This window comes from Paraconexibacter sp. AEG42_29, from assembly GCF_040581415.1.
In the GTDB taxonomy this organism is placed as follows: Bacteria; Actinomycetota; Thermoleophilia; order Solirubrobacterales; family Solirubrobacteraceae; genus Paraconexibacter.
The window spans coordinates 2,129,737-2,151,301 of record NZ_CP114014.1; the positions used below are offsets into that span (position 1 = coordinate 2,129,737).

Annotated in this window: 22 protein-coding genes and 1 pseudogene; 18 read left to right on the plus strand and 5 right to left on the minus strand. The window is 72.5% G+C overall.

Features of this window, described 5'->3' with window-relative positions; all coding sequences use genetic code 11:
- Positions 1-146 precede the first annotated feature (146 nt).
- A complete protein-coding gene (locus DSM112329_RS10315; RefSeq protein WP_354701735.1) occupies positions 147-542 on the minus strand; it encodes a cupin domain-containing protein in 396 nt (131 codons plus the stop codon).
- Positions 543-636: 94 nt separating this feature from the next.
- On the opposite strand from DSM112329_RS10315, the gene DSM112329_RS10320 reads away from it, so the two are divergent.
- From DSM112329_RS10320 to DSM112329_RS10350, 7 genes are read left to right on the plus strand one after another with little or no spacing between them, the layout of a single operon-like run.
- Positions 637-1,272, plus strand: coding sequence for a TetR/AcrR family transcriptional regulator (locus tag DSM112329_RS10320; RefSeq protein WP_354701736.1), 636 nt, complete (start codon positions 637-639; stop codon positions 1,270-1,272).
- 59 nt (positions 1,273-1,331) lie between these two features.
- Complete coding sequence (locus DSM112329_RS10325; RefSeq protein ID WP_354701737.1) at positions 1,332-2,171, plus strand: lysophospholipid acyltransferase family protein; 840 nt, start codon at positions 1,332-1,334, stop codon at positions 2,169-2,171.
- 56 nt (positions 2,172-2,227) lie between these two features.
- The gene (locus DSM112329_RS10330) at positions 2,228-3,172 is read left to right on the plus strand and encodes a fumarylacetoacetate hydrolase family protein (protein ID WP_354701738.1); all 945 of its coding nucleotides are present in this window, start codon (positions 2,228-2,230) and stop codon (positions 3,170-3,172) included.
- Complete coding sequence (locus DSM112329_RS10335; RefSeq protein ID WP_354701739.1) at positions 3,172-4,713, plus strand: bifunctional 3-(3-hydroxy-phenyl)propionate/3-hydroxycinnamic acid hydroxylase; 1,542 nt, start codon at positions 3,172-3,174, stop codon at positions 4,711-4,713. Before DSM112329_RS10330 ends, DSM112329_RS10335 begins: the two co-directional genes overlap by 1 nt.
- Positions 4,710-5,600: an NmrA family NAD(P)-binding protein gene (locus DSM112329_RS10340; RefSeq protein ID WP_354701740.1), complete on the plus strand. Its 891-nt coding sequence runs from the start codon at positions 4,710-4,712 to the stop codon at positions 5,598-5,600. The genes DSM112329_RS10335 and DSM112329_RS10340 overlap by 4 nt, the downstream gene beginning before the upstream one ends.
- Positions 5,601-5,603: 3 nt before the next feature.
- Positions 5,604-6,527 (plus strand): VOC family protein, encoded by a 924-nt coding sequence (locus DSM112329_RS10345; protein WP_354701741.1) that lies wholly within the window; start codon positions 5,604-5,606, stop codon positions 6,525-6,527.
- The gene (locus DSM112329_RS10350) at positions 6,528-7,685 is read left to right on the plus strand and encodes a cytochrome P450 (RefSeq protein ID WP_354701742.1); all 1,158 of its coding nucleotides are present in this window, start codon (positions 6,528-6,530) and stop codon (positions 7,683-7,685) included.
- 19 nt (positions 7,686-7,704) lie between these two features.
- Here the strand turns inward: DSM112329_RS10350 and DSM112329_RS10355 are convergent, their stop codons facing one another.
- Complete coding sequence (locus DSM112329_RS10355; protein WP_354701743.1) at positions 7,705-8,331, minus strand: TetR/AcrR family transcriptional regulator; 627 nt, start codon at positions 8,329-8,331, stop codon at positions 7,705-7,707.
- A 92-nt stretch (positions 8,332-8,423) separates the two neighbouring features.
- Here DSM112329_RS10355 and DSM112329_RS10360 point away from each other — a divergent pair, with 92 nt between their 5' ends.
- From DSM112329_RS10360 to DSM112329_RS10375, 4 genes are all read left to right on the plus strand, one after another.
- Positions 8,424-9,626 (plus strand): lipid-transfer protein, encoded by a 1,203-nt coding sequence (locus DSM112329_RS10360; protein WP_354701744.1) that lies wholly within the window; start codon positions 8,424-8,426, stop codon positions 9,624-9,626.
- 101 nt (positions 9,627-9,727) lie between these two features.
- On the plus strand, positions 9,728-10,162 hold the full coding sequence (locus DSM112329_RS10365) for an SRPBCC family protein (protein WP_354701745.1): 435 nt from the start codon (positions 9,728-9,730) through the stop codon (positions 10,160-10,162).
- A gap of 7 nt (positions 10,163-10,169) precedes the next feature.
- A complete protein-coding gene (locus DSM112329_RS10370) occupies positions 10,170-11,048 on the plus strand; it encodes a MaoC/PaaZ C-terminal domain-containing protein (protein WP_354702465.1) in 879 nt (292 codons plus the stop codon).
- Between the two features lie 38 nt (positions 11,049-11,086).
- Positions 11,087-11,974 carry an SDR family oxidoreductase gene (locus DSM112329_RS10375; RefSeq protein ID WP_354701746.1) on the plus strand — a complete coding sequence of 296 codons (888 nt, stop codon included), beginning with the start codon at positions 11,087-11,089 and terminating at the stop codon, positions 11,972-11,974.
- Positions 11,975-12,022: 48 nt separating this feature from the next.
- On the opposite strand, the gene DSM112329_RS10380 is transcribed toward DSM112329_RS10375, so the two are convergent.
- Positions 12,023-12,973 (minus strand): prenyltransferase, encoded by a 951-nt coding sequence (locus DSM112329_RS10380; protein ID WP_354701747.1) that lies wholly within the window; start codon positions 12,971-12,973, stop codon positions 12,023-12,025.
- Between the two features lie 191 nt (positions 12,974-13,164).
- Here DSM112329_RS10380 and DSM112329_RS10385 point away from each other — a divergent pair, with 191 nt between their 5' ends.
- The gene (locus tag DSM112329_RS10385) at positions 13,165-13,731 is read left to right on the plus strand and encodes a hypothetical protein (RefSeq protein WP_354701748.1); all 567 of its coding nucleotides are present in this window, start codon (positions 13,165-13,167) and stop codon (positions 13,729-13,731) included.
- A 14-nt stretch (positions 13,732-13,745) separates the two neighbouring features.
- On the opposite strand, the gene DSM112329_RS10390 is transcribed toward DSM112329_RS10385, so the two are convergent.
- A complete protein-coding gene (locus DSM112329_RS10390; RefSeq protein WP_354701749.1) occupies positions 13,746-14,327 on the minus strand; it encodes a TetR/AcrR family transcriptional regulator in 582 nt (193 codons plus the stop codon).
- A gap of 53 nt (positions 14,328-14,380) precedes the next feature.
- Here DSM112329_RS10390 and DSM112329_RS10395 point away from each other — a divergent pair, with 53 nt between their 5' ends.
- From DSM112329_RS10395 to DSM112329_RS10420, 6 genes and pseudogenes are all read left to right on the plus strand, one after another.
- The gene (locus DSM112329_RS10395; protein ID WP_354701750.1) at positions 14,381-15,223 is read left to right on the plus strand and encodes an alpha/beta hydrolase; all 843 of its coding nucleotides are present in this window, start codon (positions 14,381-14,383) and stop codon (positions 15,221-15,223) included.
- A 351-nt stretch (positions 15,224-15,574) separates the two neighbouring features.
- Positions 15,575-16,123: pseudogene (locus DSM112329_RS10400) on the plus strand (ATP-binding cassette domain-containing protein); the annotation flags it as partial.
- 408 nt (positions 16,124-16,531) lie between these two features.
- Positions 16,532-17,299, plus strand: a complete 768-nt coding sequence (locus DSM112329_RS10405) for an ABC transporter ATP-binding protein (RefSeq protein WP_354702466.1) — start codon at positions 16,532-16,534, stop codon at positions 17,297-17,299.
- The gene (locus tag DSM112329_RS10410) at positions 17,296-18,186 is read left to right on the plus strand and encodes a branched-chain amino acid ABC transporter permease (protein ID WP_354701751.1); all 891 of its coding nucleotides are present in this window, start codon (positions 17,296-17,298) and stop codon (positions 18,184-18,186) included. Before DSM112329_RS10405 ends, DSM112329_RS10410 begins: the two co-directional genes overlap by 4 nt.
- A complete protein-coding gene (locus DSM112329_RS10415; protein WP_354701752.1) occupies positions 18,179-19,309 on the plus strand; it encodes a branched-chain amino acid ABC transporter permease in 1,131 nt (376 codons plus the stop codon). The genes DSM112329_RS10410 and DSM112329_RS10415 overlap by 8 nt, the downstream gene beginning before the upstream one ends.
- An 18-nt stretch (positions 19,310-19,327) precedes the next feature.
- The gene (locus tag DSM112329_RS10420) at positions 19,328-20,632 is read left to right on the plus strand and encodes an ABC transporter substrate-binding protein (protein WP_354701753.1); all 1,305 of its coding nucleotides are present in this window, start codon (positions 19,328-19,330) and stop codon (positions 20,630-20,632) included.
- Between the two features lie 90 nt (positions 20,633-20,722).
- On the opposite strand, the gene DSM112329_RS10425 is transcribed toward DSM112329_RS10420, so the two are convergent.
- A complete protein-coding gene (locus DSM112329_RS10425; RefSeq protein WP_354701754.1) occupies positions 20,723-21,562 on the minus strand; it encodes an arylamine N-acetyltransferase in 840 nt (279 codons plus the stop codon).
- Positions 21,563-21,565: the final 3 nt, after the last annotated feature.

The window sequence follows — 21,565 nt, forward strand, 5'->3', positions numbered from 1 at the left end:
ACACCGAAAAGGAATCCGCATGCTCTACACCATCATCGCTGTCCTGCTGATCATCGCCCTCGTCATGTTCATCACGGGCCGCCGCCGGGTGTAGCTCGCGAAGCCGTGGGGCGCTGGGCGGCCGGGCGGCCGGGCGTCGATGCGTCTCAGGCGGCGTACTCTCCGTCGGTGACGTGTCGTCCCCACGTGACGGGGCTTCCCGATTCGTCGGTCTGCTGGATGGCGAGGTGCGCCATGAACCGCGTGGGGGAGGCACCGTGCCAGTGGTTCTCGCCGGGCTCGAAGAACACGCGATCGCCGGGACGGATCGTCTCGATCTCCCCGCCCTCGCGCTGGCACCGTCCGACGCCCTCGGTGACGAAGATCGTCTGGCCGTGCGGGTGCGTGTGCCACGCGGTCCGGGCGCCCGGGGCGAAGTGGACGAGGGCGGCGGCGTAGGTGGAGGTGCCGGCCGGGGCGGCCGCGGCGTCGATGTAGACGTCGCCGGTGAACCAGTCGGCCGGTCCCTTCATGGTGTCGATGTCGCTGCGCGTGATCTGCATCGGGTCAGCGTAACCGCGCGATCGCGAGCTCTCGGATGTCGACGCGGTGGCCGCACGGGGAGGTCCTGCTCAGCGGCCGGTAGCCTGCCCGCCGGTGAGCACCAAGCCCGACGGCCACGCCCGCCGCAAGGCCGAGACCCGCGTCAAGCTCCTCGACGCCGCGCGGACGGTCTTCGCGCGGCAGGGCATCGACGCCACCCGGATCAACGAGGTCACCGAGGAGGCGGGTGTCGGCTTCGGGTCGTTCTACAACCACTTCGAGAGCAAGGACGCCATCGTGGCGGCCGTGATGGAGGAGGTCGCTCGGGCGATCGGCGCCGCCATCGACGCGGCGACCGCGGACGTCGACGATCCGGCCGAGGTCGTCGCGATCGCCCACCGGGTCCTGATCGGCCAGGCGGTGGGCGACCCCGAGTTCGGCTGGCTGCTGCTTCGCCTGGAGCTCTCGCACGACCTCGCGACGACCGCGCTCGGCCCGTACGCGATCCGCGATCTCGAGCGCGGCGTCGCGAGCGGGCGCTTCGCTGTCGCCGACCCCCTGGTCGCGCTCGCGGCGACCGGTGGAGCTCTGCTCGGCGTGATCCGGGCGGTCCTGCAGGGCCGGGGCGGGGCGGACCCGGCCGAGCACCATGCGGCCGGTGTCCTGCGGATGCTGGGAGTGCCGGCCGACGAGGCGAGCGAGGTGGCCGCTCGGTCGCTCCCGGCGATCGAAGTCCGTCGCTCAACGTGATCTGATGACATCATCAGAAAAACTTGACGAAATGATCAGACTTGTGTCATCGTGGGTGCATGGAGCCCACCGCAAGCCTGCTGCCGATTCCCAGCTCTCGCGTCGCTGACACGCTCAAGGGCGTCCTGGACGTCGCGCACCGGGTGACGCAGCCGGTGTTCGTCGGCCTCGAGAACGTCCCGACGGACGGGCCGTTCATGCTCGTCGGGAACCACCAGCTGCTCGGGATGCAGGACCTGCCGACGCTCGTGCGGGAGCTCGAGGTCCGCCGCGGCATCCGCGTGCGCGGCCTGGCCGACCACTTCCACTTCGCGGTGCCCGGGTGGCGCGACCTCCTCGTCCGCATGGGCGCAGTGCCTGGCACGCGCGAGAACTGCGCCGCGCTACTGGCGGCCGGCGAGGCCGTCCTCGTCTTCCCCGGCGGTGCCCGCGAGGTGTACAAGCGCGCCGGGCAGCGCTACGAGCTGCTGTGGGGGGAGCGGACCGGATTCGCGCGGATGGCGATCGCGGCCGGCTGCCCGATCGTCCCGTTCGCCGCGTACGGCGCGGAGGACCGCTTCGACGTGCTCATCGACGTCGACCATCCCCTCGCGGCCCCCGTCCGGGCTGTCGCCGGCCGGCTGGGCCGGGACGACGTCGGCACCGTCCTCGTGAAGGGCCGCACGCTCGGCGTCCTGCCCGGCACCGACCGGCTGGCGTTCCGCTTCGGCGCGCCGATCGACACCGCCGAGTGGGCGGGCCGGGCCGAGGATGCGGATGCGCGCGCCGCCTGCCGCGACCGCGTCAAGGGCGAGGTCGAGGCCGGCCTCGCGTTCCTCGCGCAGCGGCAGGCCGCCGACCCGCGACGCACCCTCCTGCCGCGCGCGATCGACGCCGTCCGCGACGCGCTGCCCGTCTGATCGCCGCAGGCCACCGACGCCCCCGTCCGAGTCCCGCAAGACCAAGGAGCCCCACCGTGAAGCTGCGCACCACCCCGCAGGGCCTGATCGCCCACGACCCCGCCGACGACCGCTGGGTCCTGCTCGAGGGCGAGCACGACCTGCTGCAGTTCCTCGCCGACGGCGAGGCCGGCCGCGACCGCGCCGCCGCTGCGCTCGCCGCGCCGGACGCGACCATCGTCGACCCGGCGACCGCTGTCCTCCCGTTCCGGCCGCGATCGATCCGCGCCTTCATGCTGTGGGAGTCGCACGTGATCGCCTCCGCGCGGATGCTGGTCAAGAACTTCTTCCCGGCGCCCGCCTGGAAGGCCGTCGCGACCTTCGAGAAGCTGACCGGGAAGACGTTCCCGAAGCTCCGCCCGAACGACCGCTTCCGCGAGGCGCCGACCTTCTACGTCGCGAACCACACGGCGGTGCTCGCCGACGGCGAGGAGATGTGGTGGCCGTCGCACACCAAGGCCCTCGACTTCGAGCTCGAGCTGGCGTGCGTGCTCGTCAAGCCGCTGGTGGACGCCACGCCGGAGGAGGCGCTGGACGCCGTCGGCGGCTGGCTCATCCTCAACGACTGGAGCGCCCGCGACGTGCAGGCCGACGACGCGCGCCGCAACGTCTTTGGGCCGGTCGTCAAGTCCAAGTCGTTCGCCAACTCGATCGGCTGCGACGTCGTCACGCCCGACGCGCTCCCGGACTGGACGACCGCGACCGGTCGCGTCCGCGTGGACGGCGAGGAGTGGTGCTCGGGCACGACGGCGAACCCGCAGCACACGCTCGGCGCGATGCTCGCCTACGCGTCCGCCGGCGAGCGCCTGGACGCCGGCGACGTCATCTCGACCGGCACCATGCCCGGCTGCTGCGGCCTGGAACTCGACCGCTGGATCCGGACGGGGCAGACCATCGAGCTCGAGATCGACGGCATCGGCACCCTGTCCAACCGCCTGACGGACACCGCCGTCCCCGTCTGATGACGGACTACGACGTCGTCGTCTGCGGCCTCGGGCCGGTCGGGCAGCTGCTGGCGCTGCTGCTCGGGGACCACGGCGTCCGCACGCTCGCCTTCGACCGTGCGGCGGCGCCGTACCCGCTGCCGCGCGCAGCCGTCCTGGACGACGAGGTCCTGCGGATCCTGCAGTCCGTCGGCCTCGACGCGGCCGTGCTGGCCGAGTCCCAGGTCCAGCCGCGGGCCAGCATCGTCACCGCCGCCGGCCGTGCCGTCGAGGTGCTGAGCGCCCAGGACGGACTCCTCGGGCACCCGCCACTGATCTCGATCAACCAGCCGGCCGTCGAGCGCGCGCTGCTCGGGGCACTGCCGGCGCGGACGTCCGTCCAGGTCCGCCGGAGCCTGACCCTGGACGCGGTCGACCGCCGGGCCGAGCGAGTCGACGTCTACGTCCGCCCGACCGGAGGCGGCCGCTCGGAGCGGATCTCGGCGCGCTACCTGGTCGGCTGCGACGGCGGCGGCAGCGCGGTCCGCGCCCGGCTGCAGGTCCCCTTCGTCGGCAGGACCGCGGCGCAGCGCTGGGTGGTCGTCGACGCGACCGTCGACCGTCCGCTGCGCAAGGTCCCGCACCCGCACTTCGTCGGCCGCGCCGAGCGCCCCATCGTCACCCTGCCGATGTCGCCGGGACGCCACCGCTGGGAGTGGATGCTGCACCCCGGCGAGGATCCTGCGCCGTTCCTGCAGCCGGACGCGATCCGCCGGGGCGTGGACGAGTGGCTCGACGGCGAGACCGCGACCATCGAACGGGCGATCGTCTACACCTTCCACACCCGGACCGCCGCCACCTGGCGTCGCGGCCGGGTCCTGCTCGCCGGCGACGCCGCGCACGTCATGCCGCCGTTCGCCGGTCAGGGCTTCTCCTCCGGTGCGCGCGACGCGGCCAACCTCGCGTGGAAGCTCGCGGCGGTCCTGGACGGCGCGCCCGACGCGCTGCTGGACAGCTACGAGCAGGAACGGCGGCCGCATGTCGCCGCGATGCAGCGCACCGCGAACATGATGGGCGGCTTCGTCCAGGCGACCTCACCGCGCCGCGTGCGGCTGCGCGACGCGTGGCTGTCGGCGATCGACGGCACGCGCGTGCAGACCTGGCTCGCCGGCAACGTCAAGCCGCTGCCGACCTACGGTGCCGGCGCCTTCGCCGAGCGCCCGCACCGCCTCCCGTTCCGGCGGACGGTGGGCGCCCTGTTCCCGCAGTCGGGCCGCCTGGACGATCGACTCGGGTTCGGATGGGCGGCCGTGGCGGTCGACGACGTCTCGCGCAGCCTGCTCGCGGACGCGGGCATCACGGTCGCCGATCCGGGGGCGGACGGCGCGTGGCTGACCACCCGGGGGGTCGACTGGGCGCTGCTGCGGCCGGACCGGTTCGTGTTCGCGGCCGGGGGACCGGCCGACGTGGCGACGGCCTGCCAGGCGTGGCGACGGCTCGTCGCGCCGGACCGGCGGACCGGTGAGGGCTCGGTGAAGGTCCGGGACGCAGCGTCGATCCGAGCGGCGGTGATCGCGTGATCGCCGTCCTCGGCGCCACCGGGCGCGTCGGCCGTCATGTCGCCGCCGCGCTGTCCGGGCAGCCGCTGCCCGCACGGGCGCTCGTGCGCCGGCCGGACGCGGCGGATGTCCCGCTGCCGACCGTCGCGGCGGACCTCGCCGACGCCGCGTCGGTCCGCGCCGCGCTCGAAGGCGCGACGCGGCTGTTCCTGCTGACCCCGCACGGCCCGGACCAGGACCTGCTGGAGGCGGTCGCCGTGAGCGCCGCGGCCGACGCCGGGGTGCAGCACGTCGTGAAGGTCTCCGGCGGTGCCGCCTCGCTCGGCCCCAGCGGCACCACGGCGACGGCCACCGCGCACTGGCGGAGCGAGCAGCGCATCGAGCAGAGCGGCATGGGCTTCACGTTCCTGCGGCCCTCGTTCTTCCAGCAGAACCTGCTGACCGCCGTGGCGTCCGTGGTCGCGAGGACCGGCCTCCTGGTCGCGCCCTTCGGGCGTTCGCCGATCGCGATGGTCGACGTCCGCGACGTCGCCGCCTCCGCCGTCGCGGCGCTGACCGACCCCGATCCGCTGGATCAGGCGTGGACGCTGACCGGGCCGCGCGGCGTCACGTTCGACGACGTCGCTGCGCTGATCGGCGTCCGCTACGTCCCCGTGCCGCCGCGCGCCGCCGGGCGCACGCTGAGGCGGCGCGGAGCATCGGCGCATGAGGCCGACCACGCCGTGCGCATGGCCGCCTACTTCGCGGCGGGCTGCGACGGCACGCCGACCGGCCACGTCCGGCAGCTCACCGGCCGGGCACCGCGCCCGGTCAGCACGCTGCTCGCCGAGCACCGTGGCTGCTTCACCAGCCCGCTCCCACCCGCGCTGGCCCGCGTCCTGTCCCGCACCACGATCCAGAAGGCCTGAACCATGGTCACCCGCATCGGGCACATCGCCCTCAACGTCAAGGACCTCGACCGCGCCGTCGACTTCCAGCAGCAGGTCATCGGCATGGTCGAGACCGAGCGCACTGCCGGCGTCTCCTACCTGACCTGCAACGATCGCCACCACGAGCTGATCCTGATCGAGGCGCCCGCGGACCGGGGCTACGCTCACCTCGCGCTGGAGGTCGCCGACACCACGGTCCTCGAGGGCGCGACGAAGCGCCTGACCGCCGCCGGGGGCACCATGCTCGGCGGCATCTACGACGGCGAGCCCGGGATCGACCGCGCGCTCAAGGTCAAGTCGCCCGGCGGCCACGTGTACAAGCTGTTCTGCGGGATGGAGACCGTGCCCGCGCCCCCGGCCGGCGACCGCCCCACGCACTTCGAGCACGTCTCGACCAAGGTCCTCAACCACCGCGCCGAGGAGCGCTTCATCACGGCGGGCCTCGGTTTCCGGATGGCCGACCGGATGGGGGTCATGGCCTCGTGGTGGCACTGCGACGAGGACCACCACGGGATCGCGCTCACGCTCGCGCCGCGCTCGGAGCTCTCGCACTACGCGTACGCGTGGCCGGACCTGAACGCGCTCGGCCGCGTCGCCGACCGGCTGAAGGCCGTCCGCGGCCGCAAGTGCATCTGGGGTCCGAGCCGGCACGGCCCGGGCAACAACCATTTCCTCTACTTTCACGACGAGGACGGCGCGATGATCGAGTGCTGCTCCGAGCTCGCGCAGATGCAGGCCGACGACTACCAGCCGAGGACGTGGTCGATGCACCCGGGGACGATCAACCAGTGGGGTGGCCCGCCACCGCCGCGGTTCATCCTCACGGGCTTCCCGATCGCCGAGCCGCAGCCCGGGCGTCCCAGCTGGGCCATGGCACCGGGTCGCGCCCCGACCGCGGCCACCTGAGTGCGGGCCCCGGCGCTCGACGTCGACCTGTACGCCGACTCGGTCCTCGCCGACTCGACGGACCTCTGGGCGCGGATCCGCGACGCCGGGCCGGTCGTCTGGCTTCCGCGCCATCGCCTGTACGCGATGGGGCGCTACGCGGACGTCCGCGCTGCCCTGCGTGATGACGCCGGCTACCGCAGCGGACATGGCGTGGCCGCGAACCCGGTCGCGAACGCGCTGGGGAGGGACACGACCCTGGCGAGCGACGAGGACGTCCACGTCCGCCGCCGGCGGGTGCTGATGCACGAGCTCGGCGCCAAGGCGATCGCCGCCATCGACGGCCCGCTCCGCCGGGAGGCCGAGGACCTCGTCGACGACCTGACGTGCCGTCGCCACTTCGAGACCGCCCGCGACTTCTCGAGTCGGCTGCCGGTCAGCGTCGTCGCGGAGCTCGTCGGCGTCCGCGGCGGTGGCGAGCGGATGCTCGAGTGGGCAGCAGCGACGTTCGACGGCCTCGGCCCTGCCAACCCCCGCGGCCTGCGGTCGGCTCCGCGCGCGCTCGGACTGCTGCGCTACAGCCGCGGCCTGAGGCCATCGGCCGTGGCCCGCGCCAGCTGGGCCGCATCGGTCTTCGACGCCCAGGCCCGCGGCGAGCTCTCCGCGCGGGAGGCACGGGCGCTGATCATCGACTTCGTCGCCCCGTCCCTCGACACGACCATCCTCGCCGGGACCCATCTCCTCTGGGCGCTCGGCCGCAACCCCGACGTCTGGGACCGGCTGCGGGCGGACCCGTCGCTCATTCCTGCGGCGATCGTCGAGAACGTCCGTCTCGCCTCGCCGATCCGCGGCTTCACGCGCCGGCTGGGGGCGGACCGCGAGGTCGGCGGCGTCACGCTGCCGAAGGGTGCGCGGATCGCCCTGCTGTTCGCGGCCGCCAACCGCGACGAGCAGCAGTTCCCGGACCCCGAGCGCTTCGACCTGGGCCGCAGAGGCGGGCATCTGGGTTGGGGCAACGGCCCGCACACCTGCGTGGGGATCCACCTGGCCAAGCTCGAGCTGCGCGCGCTGCTCGAGGCGCTGGTTCCGCGCGTGCGGGAGATCGTGGTGGGCCGCCCGACGCAGCTGCGCAACAACACGCTGCAGGGGATCGCCGCCCTGCCGGCGCGGCTCCGCTGACCGACTGCGGAGGACCGCCTCAGCTCGCGATGAGCCGCGCGAGCCGCTCGCGTGTCGCCCGCCAGCGCTTGTTCATCGCGCGGGTGTTCTCGCCGCCGGTGATCCGCAGGAGCGCCAGACCCAGGATCGAGGAGACGACGAACTCCACGTCGTCGCGGAAGCCCGGCCGCTGCGCCGCGCCGGGCAGCAGCTCGGCGGTGAGCCGCATGATCGACAGCGACACCCCGCGCTCGAGGTCGGTGAGCGCGGCGTGGAGCTGAGGGTCCACGCGGGCGGCCACCCACAGCTCGATGGTCGCCACGAAGATGTCGCCCTGGTGGACGTCCCAGATCAGGTCGAGGAGCGCCTCGGGGCGGTTCTCGCCGTCCGGGAGCCGGGCGGCCTGCGTGGCGAACTCGGCGATGCGGCGCTGGGCCAGATGGTCGACCGCGGCGGTCACCATCGCCGCCTTGTTCGCGAAGTAGTGGACCTGCGCGCCGCGGGAGACGCCGGCCAGATCGGCGACGCGGGCCGTGGTCGCCTCCGCATAGCCGTACTCGACCAGGCACTCGATCGTGGCGTCCAGCAGCGCGGTTCGCGTGGCCTCGCGGCGCTCCGCCTGGGTGCGCCGGACGGGTCGAGAGCTTGCGCGGGTGTCCTGGGCCATGGTGCGCATCCTACGCGGTATCCGCTGGATATCGGCCGCTGCGAACAATTCGGCCGCTGCGAACAAACCGGCTAGCTGGTATATATATGCGCATGAGCCGCAACACGAACAAGGTCTACGTCGTCGGAGTCGGGATGACGAACTTCACGAAGCCCGGCCGCGAGGGCGCGCGGGACTACCCGGAGCTCGCGAAGGAGGCCGGCACCCGGGCCCTCGAGGACGCGGGGATCGACTACCGCGAGGTCGAGCAGGCCTACGTCGGCTACGTCTACGGCGAGTCGACCTCCGGCCAGCGGGCGGTCTACGAGCTCGGCATGACCGGCATCCCGGTCATCAACGTGAACAACAACTGCTCGACGGGGTCCACGGCGCTGTTCCTCGCAGCGCAGGCGGTCCGCTCCGGGACCGTCGACTGCGCGCTCGCCCTGGGCTTCGAGAAGATGCAGAAGGGCTCGCTGGGAACGATGTACGAGGACCGTGAGCAGCCGATGATGAAGCACATCCAGCTGCTGGCGGAGATCTCCGAGGTCAAGTTCCCGCCGGCCCCGTGGATGTTCGGGGCCGCCGGCCGTGAGCACATGGAGGAGCACGGGTCGACCGCCGAGCACTTCGCGAAGATCGGCTTCAAGAACCACAAGCACTCCGTGAACAACCCGTACGCGCAGTTCCAGGACGAGTACACGCTGGATCAGATCCTGGACGCGCCGATGATCTACGAGCCGCTGACCAAACTGCAGTGCTCGCCGACGTCCGACGGCTCGGGCGCGGCGATCATCGCCAGTGAGGACTTCGTGGCCAAGCACGACCTCGCCGGGCAGGCGGTCGAGATCGTCGGCCAGGCGATGACGACCGACTTCGAGAGCTCGCTCAGCACCCGCAAGGCGAAGGACATCATCGGCTACGACATGAACGTCAAGGCCGCGCAGGCGGTCTACGAGCAGGCCGAGCTCGCGCCGGAGGACTTCCAGGTCATCGAGCTGCACGACTGCTTCAGCGCGAACGAGCTGCTGCTGTACGAGGCACTCGGGCTCTGCGACGAGGGCGCTGCGGGCGACCTGATCGACGCCGGGGACAACACGTACGGCGGCAAATGGGTCGTCAACCCGTCCGGCGGCCTGATCTCCAAGGGCCACCCGCTCGGGGCGACCGGCCTGGCGCAGTGCGCCGAGCTCACCTGGCAGCTCCGCGGCACTGCCGACAAGCGCCAGGTCGACGATGTCGATGCGGCGCTCGCGCACAACATCGGGCTCGGCGGCGCGGCGGTCGTCACCGCCTACCAGCGCGCCGAGCGCTGACCGGCCCGCTTCGCGGGCCTGCGAGTTCCTCGGCTGCGCCTCGGAACATCGCGATCGCATCACCAACACACCTCCATCACCAAGAACAGGACACGATCACCATGGGCAAGATCAACGCCACGCACACCTTCCCCGCCGCTCCCGACAAGGTCTGGGCGGTCATCTCCGACCCGGCGCAGTACGAGAACTGGCTGACCATCCACACGAAGTGGAAGGAGGTCCCGGAGACCTTCTCGAAGGGCGCGAAGGCCTCTGAGGTCGTGACGATGCTCGGCATGCCGAACACGATCGAGTGGACGGTCCAGGAGTTCGACGCGCCGTCGAACCTGACGATCTCCGGCACCGGCATGGCGGGCGTGAAGACGACGTTCGCGCTGTCCGTGGCCGACGACGGCAACGGCGGGTCGACCGCGCAGATCGACGCCGAGTTCGAGGGCTCGATGATCACCGGCGCCCTGGGCAAGGCCGTCGAGAAGGACGCCCAGGCGAACCTCGACGAGTCGCTCGCGAACGTCGCGAAGCTCGTCGCGGCGTAGGGCGGCGATCGGCGTGGCGCTCAGCACGAAGCCGCTGAAGTTCAACGACGAGGGCCTGGACAAGTGGACGGAGGAGCACACGTTCACGGTCGAGGCAGACCGGCTGGCCGCCTATGCTGCGGCGACGAACGACCCGATTCCCGCGCACGTGGCGGGTGAGGTCGCGGCGCCGGTCTTCGCGATCGTCCCCGTCTTCGACGCGCTGCTGGAGCCGGCGCTGGACGTCGTCCCGCTGTCCGTCCTGGGGCGGGTCCTGCACGGCGAGCAGGACTTCCGCTTCCACCGGCCGATCCGGCCCGGGGAGGTCCTGACGGCGCGCGGCCGGATGACCGGCTGGGAGGGCCAGCCGAACGGGACCCGCGCCTGCGTGTACCTGGAGACGCGCGACGCCGAGGGCGAACTGGTGAACGAGCAGTTCGTCACCTTCTTCATCCGGGGCTTCGACGACGGCCGCGCCGTGGGCGAGCTGTCGCCGGGGCACAAGTTCGACGAGGCGCTGCGCGGCACACCGGTGGTTGCTGACGTGACCCAGCGGATCGACGAGGACCAGACGTTCCGCTACTCGCCGGCGTCGGGCGACCCGATGCCCATCCACCTGGACGAGCAGGTGGCGAAGGACTCCGGGCTGCCGGGGATCATCGCCCACGGCTTCTGCGTCCTGGCGTTCACGTCGCACGCGATCCTCGAGCAGCTCGGTGGCTCCGACGTCGCGCGGCTGAAGCGCCTCGCCGTCCGCTTCGCCAAGCCGGTCCTGCCCGGGCAGGAGATCCGCACCCAGGTCTTCAAGGCCTCGGCAGACGCAGACGGCGCGACGACGTACGCGTTCGAGACCACGGTCGACGGCGTCCCGGTTCTGCGCGACGGCCTCGCGGTCCTCGCCGACTGACCACCACCCTTCACCTCAACGAGACGAGACAGATGACCATGGGAACCCTGGACGGCCGCATCGCGGTCATCACCGGAGCAGGACGCGGCATCGGCCGCGAGCACGCGCTGCTCTTCGCACGTGAGGGCGCGAAGGTCGTCGTCAACGACCTCGGCGGATCGAACTCGGGGGACGGCGCGGACGCCGGTCCCGCGCAGGAGGTCGTCGACGAGATCGCCGCGGCGGGCGGCGAGGCCGTCGCCAACACGGACGACATCGCGTCGTGGGACGGGGCGAAGGGCCTGATCGACCAGGCCGTGAGCGCGTTCGGCGGACTGGACATCGTCGTCAACAACGCCGGCATCCTGCGCGACGGGTTCGTGGCCTCGGTCAGCGAGGCCGAGTGGGACTCCGTCATCCACGTCCACCTGAAGGGCCACTTCAGCGTCCTGCGCCACGCCGCGGAGTACTGGAAGAACCAGTCCAAGGCGGGGGAGACGGTCCAGGCGTCGGTCATCAACACCGCGTCGGCGTCCGGGGTCACGATGCCGAACGCCGGCCAGGCCAACTACGGCGCGGCCAAGGCCGGCATCGCGGCGATGACGCTCGTCGCCGCTGCGGAGCTCGAGCGCTACGGCGTGCGGGTCAACGCGATCGCGCCGATCGCCCGCACGCGCCTGACGCTGGCCACGCCGGGCATGGGCGCGATCTTCGCCGCCGGCGCGGAGGACGACACCGGCCACGACCTGTTCGACCCGTCGAACATCTCGCCGCTGGTGGCCTACCTGGCCGGCGCCGACTGCCCGTTGACCGGTCAGGTCTACGCGGTCCAGGGCGGATCGATCCAGGAGCTCGGTGGCTGGACCGTCGAGCGGACGATCGAGACCGAGGGCCCCTGGCAGATCGCCGACATCGCGGCGCGCCTGCCGGCCGAGGTCACCGCCTGAGCATCGCGCTCGGGCGCGGCGGCGACCGCGGCACCCGAGTGAGACCGCTCAGGCGCGGTCGATGACGACGCCGACGCAGGCGAGCACGCAGAACAGCAGGTGCAGCTGGGCGGTCTGCGGGGCGAGTGTGAGCAGGGCGCCGTCGCCGGCCGACCGCGCGCCGAGCGCCTGCCGGCCACGGGCGACCGCGACCGGCGCCAGGACGAGGGGCAGCAGGATCGCCGGGCCGAAGAGCCCGGTCGCCCACACCAGTGCCGTCGCGGCGAACGCGGCGGCCAGCGTCACCACGTAGAGCAGGCGCGCGCGGACGAAGCCGATCCGCACGGCGAGCGTCCGCACCCCGGCGGCGCGGTCCCCGTCGATGTCCGACAGGTTGTTGCCGGCCAGCACCGCGGTGATCAGCAGGCCCGGCGACAGCCCGACCCAGAACGCCGCGGCGTGGAAGGCGTCACCGGTCACCGCCGTGTAGGCGCCCTGGGTGAGCAGCGGACCCATCAGCAGCACGATCGCGGGGTCGCCGAGGCCGGCGTGCTTCAGCGACTTCGGTCCCGCGGTGTACAGCAGGCCGCCGAAGATCCCGACCAGCCCGTAGGACAGCAGGGCCGGCCCCTGCAGCAGGCAGATCGCCACGCCCAGGACGAAGGCCGCGGTGAACAGGGCCGCGTACAGGCGGCGCCCCTCCTCGATGCTCAGCAGGCCCGTGTTGAACACCTGCGAGTTGTCGACCTTGTCGGGCGCGTCCACGCCGTTCGCGGCGTCCTCGACGTCGTTGCAGACGTCGGTCGCGGCGTGCACGAGCAGCAGGGCGAGGAGGGCGACCGGGAGCAGGAGCCACTCCGTGCCCCCGGCGCCAAGGGCCACCAGCGCGCCGAGGAGCCCAGGGACCACGGAGGTCGGCAGGTACTGCGGGCGGGTGGCCCTGATCCACAGGGCGAGCCGGCCGGGCTCGCCGGCGGGCAGAAGCGTGACGTCGGGTTGATGGCCTTCTGCGGGGTGCACGTGAGCTCTCTGGTTGAGTCCCGGTCTCCTGCCCGCCGGCGCGCCGCTTCAACCGGAGCCGGAGCCCGACCGGCGCGTTGGCTCGATGTGCCACCACATGCCACCGGCGCACGTGCTGGCACATCGAGCGGGGTCGGAGGGACGCGGTCCGACGCCGGCCGGCGTGGGCGCGGCGAATATAGGCTCGGGCGATGCCCGAGCACGCGCACGACCCGCGCGGCCCCGCCGGCCGCGAGCTCCGGACCCCGCCCGTCCGCGACTGGGACTCGTGGCCGTTCGTCGGGGACGTCGAGCCCAAGGAGCTGCGCGCCCCCGAGCCCGAGCCGCCGCGTAACGGCGAGGGCGACCGCCCGTGCGAGGCGTGCCAGAAGCCGGACAGCGAGTACATCTGGACGGACACGCGCTGGCGGCTGCTCGCACTCCCGCCCAGCGGCCTGCCGTTCGTCTGCATCCTGGAGCCGCGCGTGCACGCCGACGGACCCCGGGACCTGCCGGACACGATGCTGGCCGAGATGGGGGTCATGCTCGCCCGCGTCGAACGCGCGGTGCTGGCAGTCCCGGGCGTCGAGCGCATCCACATCCTGCGCTACGGCGAGGGTGCCGCGCACCTGCACTGGTGGTTCATGGCCCGACCGACCGGGGTGCGCCAGGTGGCCAGCAGCCTCGCGATGATCTGGGACGACGTGCTGCCCACCACGCCGGACGACGTCTGGCACGCGAACGTCGCAACCGTGGTCGCGGCGCTGGGCCCCGCCTGAGCGTCGCCGGCGGATCACGAGGTCGGCGCCACCGCCCGGTGGACCAGGTCGGCGAGCCGGCTGCCGTCGTCCTCCGCGAAGGGCCGGGTCCGCAGGAGCCAGCGATGGAGCACCGGGCCGTACAGCAGCTCTACGGCGAGGTCGAGGTCGACGTCCGCGCGGATCTCGCCGCGTGCCTGCGACCGCGCCAGGCGCGAACGGGTGAGGGCCAGCAGCGGCCGCAGCAATCGGTCGGAAACCTCGCCCGCGAGCGCGGGGTCGTGCTGCATCGCGGCGGTCAGCGCGCGGTACGGCGCGTCGAACCGCGGATCGGTCATCCCGGCGATGGCCCTGGTGAGCAGCAGGCGCAGATCGGCGCGCAGGTCGCCCGTGTCCGGCAGCTCGGTGCCGCCGGAACGCTCCTGGAGGTCGAGGTACGCGTCGAGGAGGACGGCGTCCTTCGACGGCCACCAGCGGTAGATCGTCGTCTTGCCGACCCCGGCCCGGGCCGCGATCCCCTCGATCGTCAGCCGCTCGTAGCCGTCGTCCTCCACGAGCTGCAGGACGGCGGCGAGGATCGCCGCCTGCGACTGCTGGTTCCGGGGTCGCGGGCTCACGCGCCGAGCCTATAACGAAACGATGCGTATCGCCACCTGCTAGCGTCCTGAAGATGGAGCGAACGATCGACCTGCCGGGCGGCGACCGGCTCTGGACCGAAGCCCACGGCGACCCGGCGACGCCCGCCGTCCTGCTGATCATGGGCGCCAACGCGAGCGGCGTGGCGTGGCCCGACGCGCTCGTCGCCCGCCTCGCCGAGGCCCACCGCGTCATCCGCTACGACCACCGCGACACCGGGCGCTCGACCTGGCGGTACGACGAAGACCCCTACCCGCTCACCGCGCTCGCCGGGGACGCGATCGCCGTCCTCGACGCCCACGCTGTCGACCGCGCCCACGTCGTCGGGATGTCCCTCGGCGGGCTGCTGACACAGCTGCTGCTCCTGGACGCGCCCGGGCGCGTGGCGTCCGCGACGCTGCTCGGCACCGGGCCGCTGGCGGGCGTGCCCGGACAGCCCGAGGCCCCAGGCCCACGCGAGGACCTGCTGGCGGTCTGGCAGACAATGGGCGACCCGCGGACGCCGGAGGCAGACGCCGCGTGGCAGCTCGAGCACTGGCGGCTGCTGAACGGCCCGTCGATCGCGTTCGACCCGCAGGAGTTCACCGCGCTGGACATGCGCGTCGCGGCGCACGCCGGCGGTCGACCGTCCACGTACGCCCACGCGCGTGCGGACCAGTCAGGCTTCGATCGCGGCGCCGAGCTGGCCGGCGTGGGCGCCCCGGTCCTGGTCGTCGACGCGCCCGAGGACCCGGCGTTCCCGCCGCCGAACCCCGCGTTGCTCGCCGCCGCGATCCCGGGGGCACGGCTGGTCACCATCCCGGGCATGGGTCACGCCCTGCCGGCGGCCGTCGTCCCGCCGCTCGCCGACGCGATCCTCGGTCACACGGCCGGCTGACAGGCCGCGGCCGAGCGCCGCGGCGTGACCGGACGGGGCGCCATGCGCCTGTCCGCGGACGCTGAGCGCGCCAACGTGTCCACCTGGCCTGGACGCCGTTGAAGCGCCCGTCGTCCGGCGCGCCGGCGGCCCGGAACCTCGGTTCCACCACCATGCGTGCAGCTCGTCCGAAAAGCGGTCCATAAGCGCCGGCGGTCGCACCTGACGCGCGTCAGAACGCGAGGTTTTGCAGCCGATTTGCGTTTAGGGAGCCGTTGCGGAGAGACTCGCCGGGCGGGAGGTGTCGGGTCGCTCAGTCGGAGTCGACTAGGACGCTGCATCCGCGCAAGCCGGGCTCGGCCCGCCGCCACGATGACCTCCCTCGCCAAAGACAAGCCGCAGCCACCGACCGGCGCGACGGGGCGGCCGCTGCTCCGCATCCGGGACCTCCGGGTGACGTACGGCGACTCGGTCAACGCGCTGCACGGCGTCGACCTCGACGTCCCGGACGGCGCGATCGTCGCGGTGCTCGGCAACAACGGCGCGGGCAAGAGCACGCTGCTGCGCGCGATCTCCGGGACGCTGGCGCTCGAGGGCGGCCGCATCAGCGGCGGCAGCGTCGAGTACGACGGCAACGACATCACCGGAAACGACCCGGCCCGGATCGTCCGCGGCGGGCTCGTCCAGGTCCCCGAGGGACGTCGCATCTTCGCCGAGCTCACCGTCGACGAGAACCTGCGCGCCGGCGGGCTCGCCACCCGCGACAAGGTCGCGAAGGCAGAAGCGCGGGAACGCGTCTTCGAGCTGTTCCCCCGCCTGCAGGAGCGCACGGGGCAGAAGGGCGGCCTGCTCTCCGGCGGCGAGCAGCAGATGCTCGCCATCGGCCGGGCGCTCATGAGCCGGCCACGGCTGCTGCTCCTGGACGAGCCGTCGCTGGGCCTGGCCCCGAAGGTCGTCGAGCAGATCGCGACGATCATCGGGGAGATCAACCGGCAGGGGACGGTCGTCGTCCTGGTCGAGCAGAACGCCGCGATGGCGCTCCGGATCGCGGACGAGGCCGTCGTGCTCGAGACCGGGCGCGTCGCGCTGAGCGGGCGCGCAGCGGACCTCGCCGGGAGCGACGAGGTCCGCCACCGCTACCTCGGCATCGCCACCACGGACGACCCCGAGGGCACCGCTCCCGCCGCGCCGGCCGCGGGCGGTAGCGGCCTCACCAAGGCGCCGGCCGCAGACGCGGAGGCCGCAGGGCCCACGTCCCTCCCCGCCGGCACCCGCCGCGCCGCCGCCCAGCGCCTCAGCGTCCAGGACGTCACGGTCCGCTTCGGCGGCATCACCGCGCTGCAGGACGTGTCCTTCACCGTCGAGCCGGGGACCACCCACGCCGTCATCGGCCCCAACGGCGCCGGCAAGTCCACCTGCCTCAACGTCCTGACCGGCGTCTACCGGGCGACGTCGGGCACCGTCCGCTACGGCGACACCGAGCTCGGGGGACTGCGGCCCCACCGGATCGCACAGCTCGGCGTCGCTCGCACGTTCCAGAACCTCGCGCTGTCGGCCGAGGCGACCGTGGAGCGAAACCTGCTCGTCGGACGCCACCGGCTGACCAAGGCCGGGATGATCGCGACCGGGCTGAGCCTGCCGTCCGCCCGCCGCGAGCTGGCGGAGCAGCGTGCCCGCGTCCGCGAGGTCGCCGCCCTCGTCGGCCTCGAGAACGACCTCGATCGCCTCGTCCACGTGCTGCCGTACGGCACCCGCAAGCGCGTCGAGCTCGCCCGCGCGCTGTGCGCCGAGCCGGACGTGCTGCTGCTCGACGAGCCGGTCGCCGGCATGAACGCCGGCGAGTCCGCAGCGATGTCGCAGGCGATCGCGGACCTGCGCGGCGCGCTCGGCCTGACCATCGTCCTGGTCGAGCACGACATGCCGTTCGTCATGGGGCTCGCCGAGTCCGTCACCGTCCTGGACTTCGGGCGCTGCATCGCGGACGGCACCCCGGCGGACATCCAGCGCGACCCCGCAGTCCTGCAGGCCTACCTCGGCACGGTCGCCGCGGAGGAAGAGCTCTCACACGACGACGACGCAGGGGACCCCCAGCCGTGACCGAGTTCATCGAGCTGACGATCAACGGCTTCTCGCTCGGCGCGATCTACGCGCTGATCGCGATCGGCTTCGTGCTCGTCTTCAAGGCCACCGGGGTGGTCAACTTCGCCCACGGCTCCGTCCTGCTGCTGGGCGCCTACGTCACCGCGCGGACCCAGGAGGACCTCGGGTTCTGGGTCGCGCTCGTGGTGGGCGCGGCGGTGGCCGGCGCCGGGGCCGCGCTGATCGACGTCCTGCTGATGCGCCGCGTCCGTGCGGTCGACGCCGGCACGCTCGCGATCCTCACGCTCGGTATCGACATCGTGCTCGCCACCGAGCTGACCCGCCGCATCGGCCCGGACATCTTCCCGTCCGGGGCACCGTGGGGCTCGGAGGTCGTGCGGATGGGGGACTACGTGATCCCCGAGACGCGCGTCGCCGCGGCCGGGATCGCGATCGTGATCCTGACCGCGTTCTACACCGCGTTCCGCTTCACCGACTGGGGCATCGCGATGCGCGCGGCGGCCGCCGACGGCCGGACGGCAGCGCTCATGGGCGTCCGCCTGAACCGCGTCGCCGCCGGTGCCTGGGCGCTGGCCGGCGCGATCGCCGCGGTCGCCGGTGTGTTCTTCACGAGCTTCCCGGCGCCGGGGGTCGACAACGCGACGGGCCTCAGCGCCCTCGCGGCGATCCCGGCGGCGGTGATCGGCGGGCTCGACTCGCTGTTCGGGGCGCTGGTCGGCGGGATCATGGTCGGGCTCGTCGCCACGTACTGCGCCGGCTACCAGGACGAGCTGTCCTTCCTGGGCCGCGGCCTCGGCGAGATCGCCCCCTACACCGTGATGCTGATCGTGCTGCTCATCCGGCCGGCCGGGCTCTTCGGCTCGCGGGGTGTCACCCGTGTCTGACACGTCCGCGTCCGCGTCCACGGCCGCTCGCGGCCGCCGGCTGCCGTCGCCGGCGATGATCGTCGCCGCACTGGCCGGGCTCGCGCTGCTGCTCAGCGTCCCCTTCTTCCTCGGCGAGTTCTGGCTGCAGACCGGCCTGTTCTCGATGGCCGGCGCGATCGCGGCGATCGGGCTGACGATCCTCGTCGGCCGGACAGGGCAGCTGTCGCTCGGCCACGCGTTCTTCCTCGCGGTCGGCGCGTACGGCTACTGCTACTTCGCCGGCGGTGAGCAGATCCCGGGCCTGAAGGAAGGGCCGAGCGGCCTGGAGCTTCCGCCCGCGATCGCGCTCGTCGGCGCGATGCTGCTGGCCGGCGTCGCAGGCGCGCTGTTCGCCCCGATCGCCGGGCGCCTGCACGGGATCTACCTCGGCATCGCGTCGATCGGCCTCGTCTTCCTCGGCCAGCACATCATGTTCAACGCCGAGACCCTCACCGGCGGGTTCAACGGGCGCGACGCGATCGACTTCAGCATCTTCGGCTACGGGTTCGACGACGGCGACGGGACGAGCGACTTCGGCGAGCTCGAGAAGCTCTGGTACCTCGGCCTGTTCCTGCTCGCGGTCAGCGCCTGGGTCGCGCACAACATCGTCGGCGGGCGGCCGGGCCGGGCGTTCGAGACGCTCCGCGACAGCACGGTCGCTGCGGCGACGATGGGGGTCGACGTCCGCCGCACCCGGGCGACCGCCTTCGTCCTGTCCTCGATGTACGCGGGGCTCGGCGGAGCGCTGCTCGCGATCGCCTACGGCCGCATCGTCCCCGAGACGTTCGGCTTCGTCCTGTCGATCGAGTTCCTCGTGATCGTGGTCCTCGGCGGCCTCGGATCCGTCAACGGCGCGATCCTCGGTGCCATCGTGGTCTTCGGCCTCCCGCAGATCTTCTCGAACTACGCGGACTCGCTGCCCCTCGTCTCCGAGCCGGGCAGCGGCGGCGTCGGCCCGACGCAGCTGTCCCGCTATCTCTTCGGCGCCGCGATCATCGCGGTCCTGCTGATGGCCCAGGGCGGCCTCGCAGGCATCGGTCGCACCTTGCGGGCACGGCTCCACGCCCGGCACGCACCCCATGTCCCAGAACCAGCACCCTGAGGAGGGAGCTTGATGCCGATGAGGCTCAGCAGCAGATCTGCAGCGCTATTCGCAACCGCCGCGCTCGCGATGACGGTCGCCGCGTGCGGCGATGACGACGAAGGCAGCAGCGGTGCCTCTGGCACCGGTGCGGCGACGACCGCGACCACGGGCGGTGGTGGCGGCAAGGACGTCAAGACCGGCCCCGGGGTCACGGGCACGACGATCAACCTCGGTGTCCTGACCGACACCAGCGGCGTGTTCGCCGGCCTCGGCGTCCCGCTGAACGAGGGCAACCAGCTGTTCTGGACCATCCAGAACCGCAAGGGCGGCGTCTGCGACCGGACCGTGAAGCTCGACGTCAAGGACCACGGCTACGACCCGCAGAAGGCCGTCAGCCTGTACCGCGAGGTCGGCCCGCAGTCGCTCGCGCTCAACCAGCTGCTCGGCTCGGTCATGACGGCGGCGCTGATCCCGACGCTGCAGAAGGACAAGATGCTGTCGGTGCTGGCCGGCTGGCCGTCGCAGCTGCTCGAGAACCCGAACATCATCGTCGTGGGCGCCACCTACGACCTCGAGATGATCAACGCCGTCGACTACCTCGTCGAGGAGGGCAAGCTCAAGAAGGGCGACAAGGTCGGCCACATCTACTTCGAGGGTGAGTTCGGCGAGAACGCGCTCGAAGGCTCGAAGTACGCGGCGGAGAAGCAGGGCCTGACGATCGTCGAGCAGAAGATCAAGGCCACCGACCGCGACATGTCCGCCGCGGTGGGCACGTTCAAGAACGAGGGCGTCAAGGCCATCCTGATGTCGACGAGCCCGACGCAGACCGCCTCGGCGGCCGGTGTCGCCGCGGCGACGGGCCTGAACGTCCCGATCGGCGCGAGCGGTCCCGCGTTCGACCCGGCGCTGCTGAAGACGCCGGCGGCCAAGGCCCTCGAGGCGAACCTCGTCGTGAGCGCGGGCACCGCCCCGTACTCGCTGGACGCTCCCGGCGTGACCGAGATGCGCGACAACTACCTCAAGGAGTTCCCGAAGGGCACGCCCAAGTACTCGATCGCGGCCGGCTACGCCGAGTCGCGGATCATGTACGAGATCCTGAACAAGGCGTGTGAGAACGGCGACCTGACGCGTGAGGGCATGCAGACGGCGGTCCGGCAGCTCGACGGCCTGGACCTCGACGGCCTGGTGGCCGGCACGCTGAGCTACAAGGAGCTCGGGGTCCCGCCGTCCAAGGCGGTCTACATCTCGACGGTCGACACCAAGGCCGACGGTGGCCTGAAGGTCGACGGTGCGGCCCGCACGTCGACGAACGCCGAGGCGTACGAGGTCGGCGGCAGCTGACCTGACGGTGTCCCGGGCCGGGAGCGCTGCGGCGCTCCCGGCCCGGTCACCGGACGAAGCGGTTGCCGGGCAACCGTTTCGTGGTGGCGCTCACGCGCCGGCAGCGGTCCACGCGTCGTGCTGCGCGCTCGCCTGGTGCCACAGGCGCTCCAGCCGCGTGTCCCCGAGCGCGGCGGGATCGATCCCGAACGCGCTCAGCAGGGTGTCGGCGTAGTCGTCGAGGTCGGTGACCAGGCGCTGCTCGTCCACGTCCGGCCCGCGACGCGTGTACGTCCGCGCGCGGAGGGTCGTCACCGCGTGGTCGTCGGTCGACTGCACGACGACCGCGCGCTTGAACGACGAGTCCGGATGACAGGACAGGCGCTCGTGGTGCTCGGCGAAGGCATCGAGCCCGACCACGGCGTCGCTCATCACGAACCCGGGGAAGCTGCCCCACGGGTGATGGCGTATCCACCAGCGGTCCGTCTCGCGCTCGAGGGTCCAGCCCAGCCGTCCCGGGCCCGCCTGCACGCCGGGGACGAGCGCGAGCGGCTCCATCCAGCCCTCACCCAGGCCGGCGTCGGCGAGCCAGGCGGTGCTGCCGTCGTCGTCGCCCGGCACGCGGACCACGAGCGCGAGGTGGTTCGTCGGGCCGTCGTCGTAGCGGGGACCGACGCGCGCCTCGTGCCGCGAGACCTCGAAGCCGAGTGCCTCGAGCAGCCAGGCGAGCAGGCCGTTCAGCTCGAAGCAGTAGCCGCCGCGTCCGCCGTCCGTCACCCGCGCGAGCAGGCCGTCCAGGTCGAGTGGTGCGAACTCGCCGAGGTGGATCGCGAGCGTGTCGTACGGCATCGCGGACAGGTACGCGCGGTGGACGGCGCGCAGGCCGGCGAGGTCCGCGGCGGGTGCGGCGTCGAGGCCGATCCGGGCGAGCAGTCGTTCGACGTCGGGCACCGG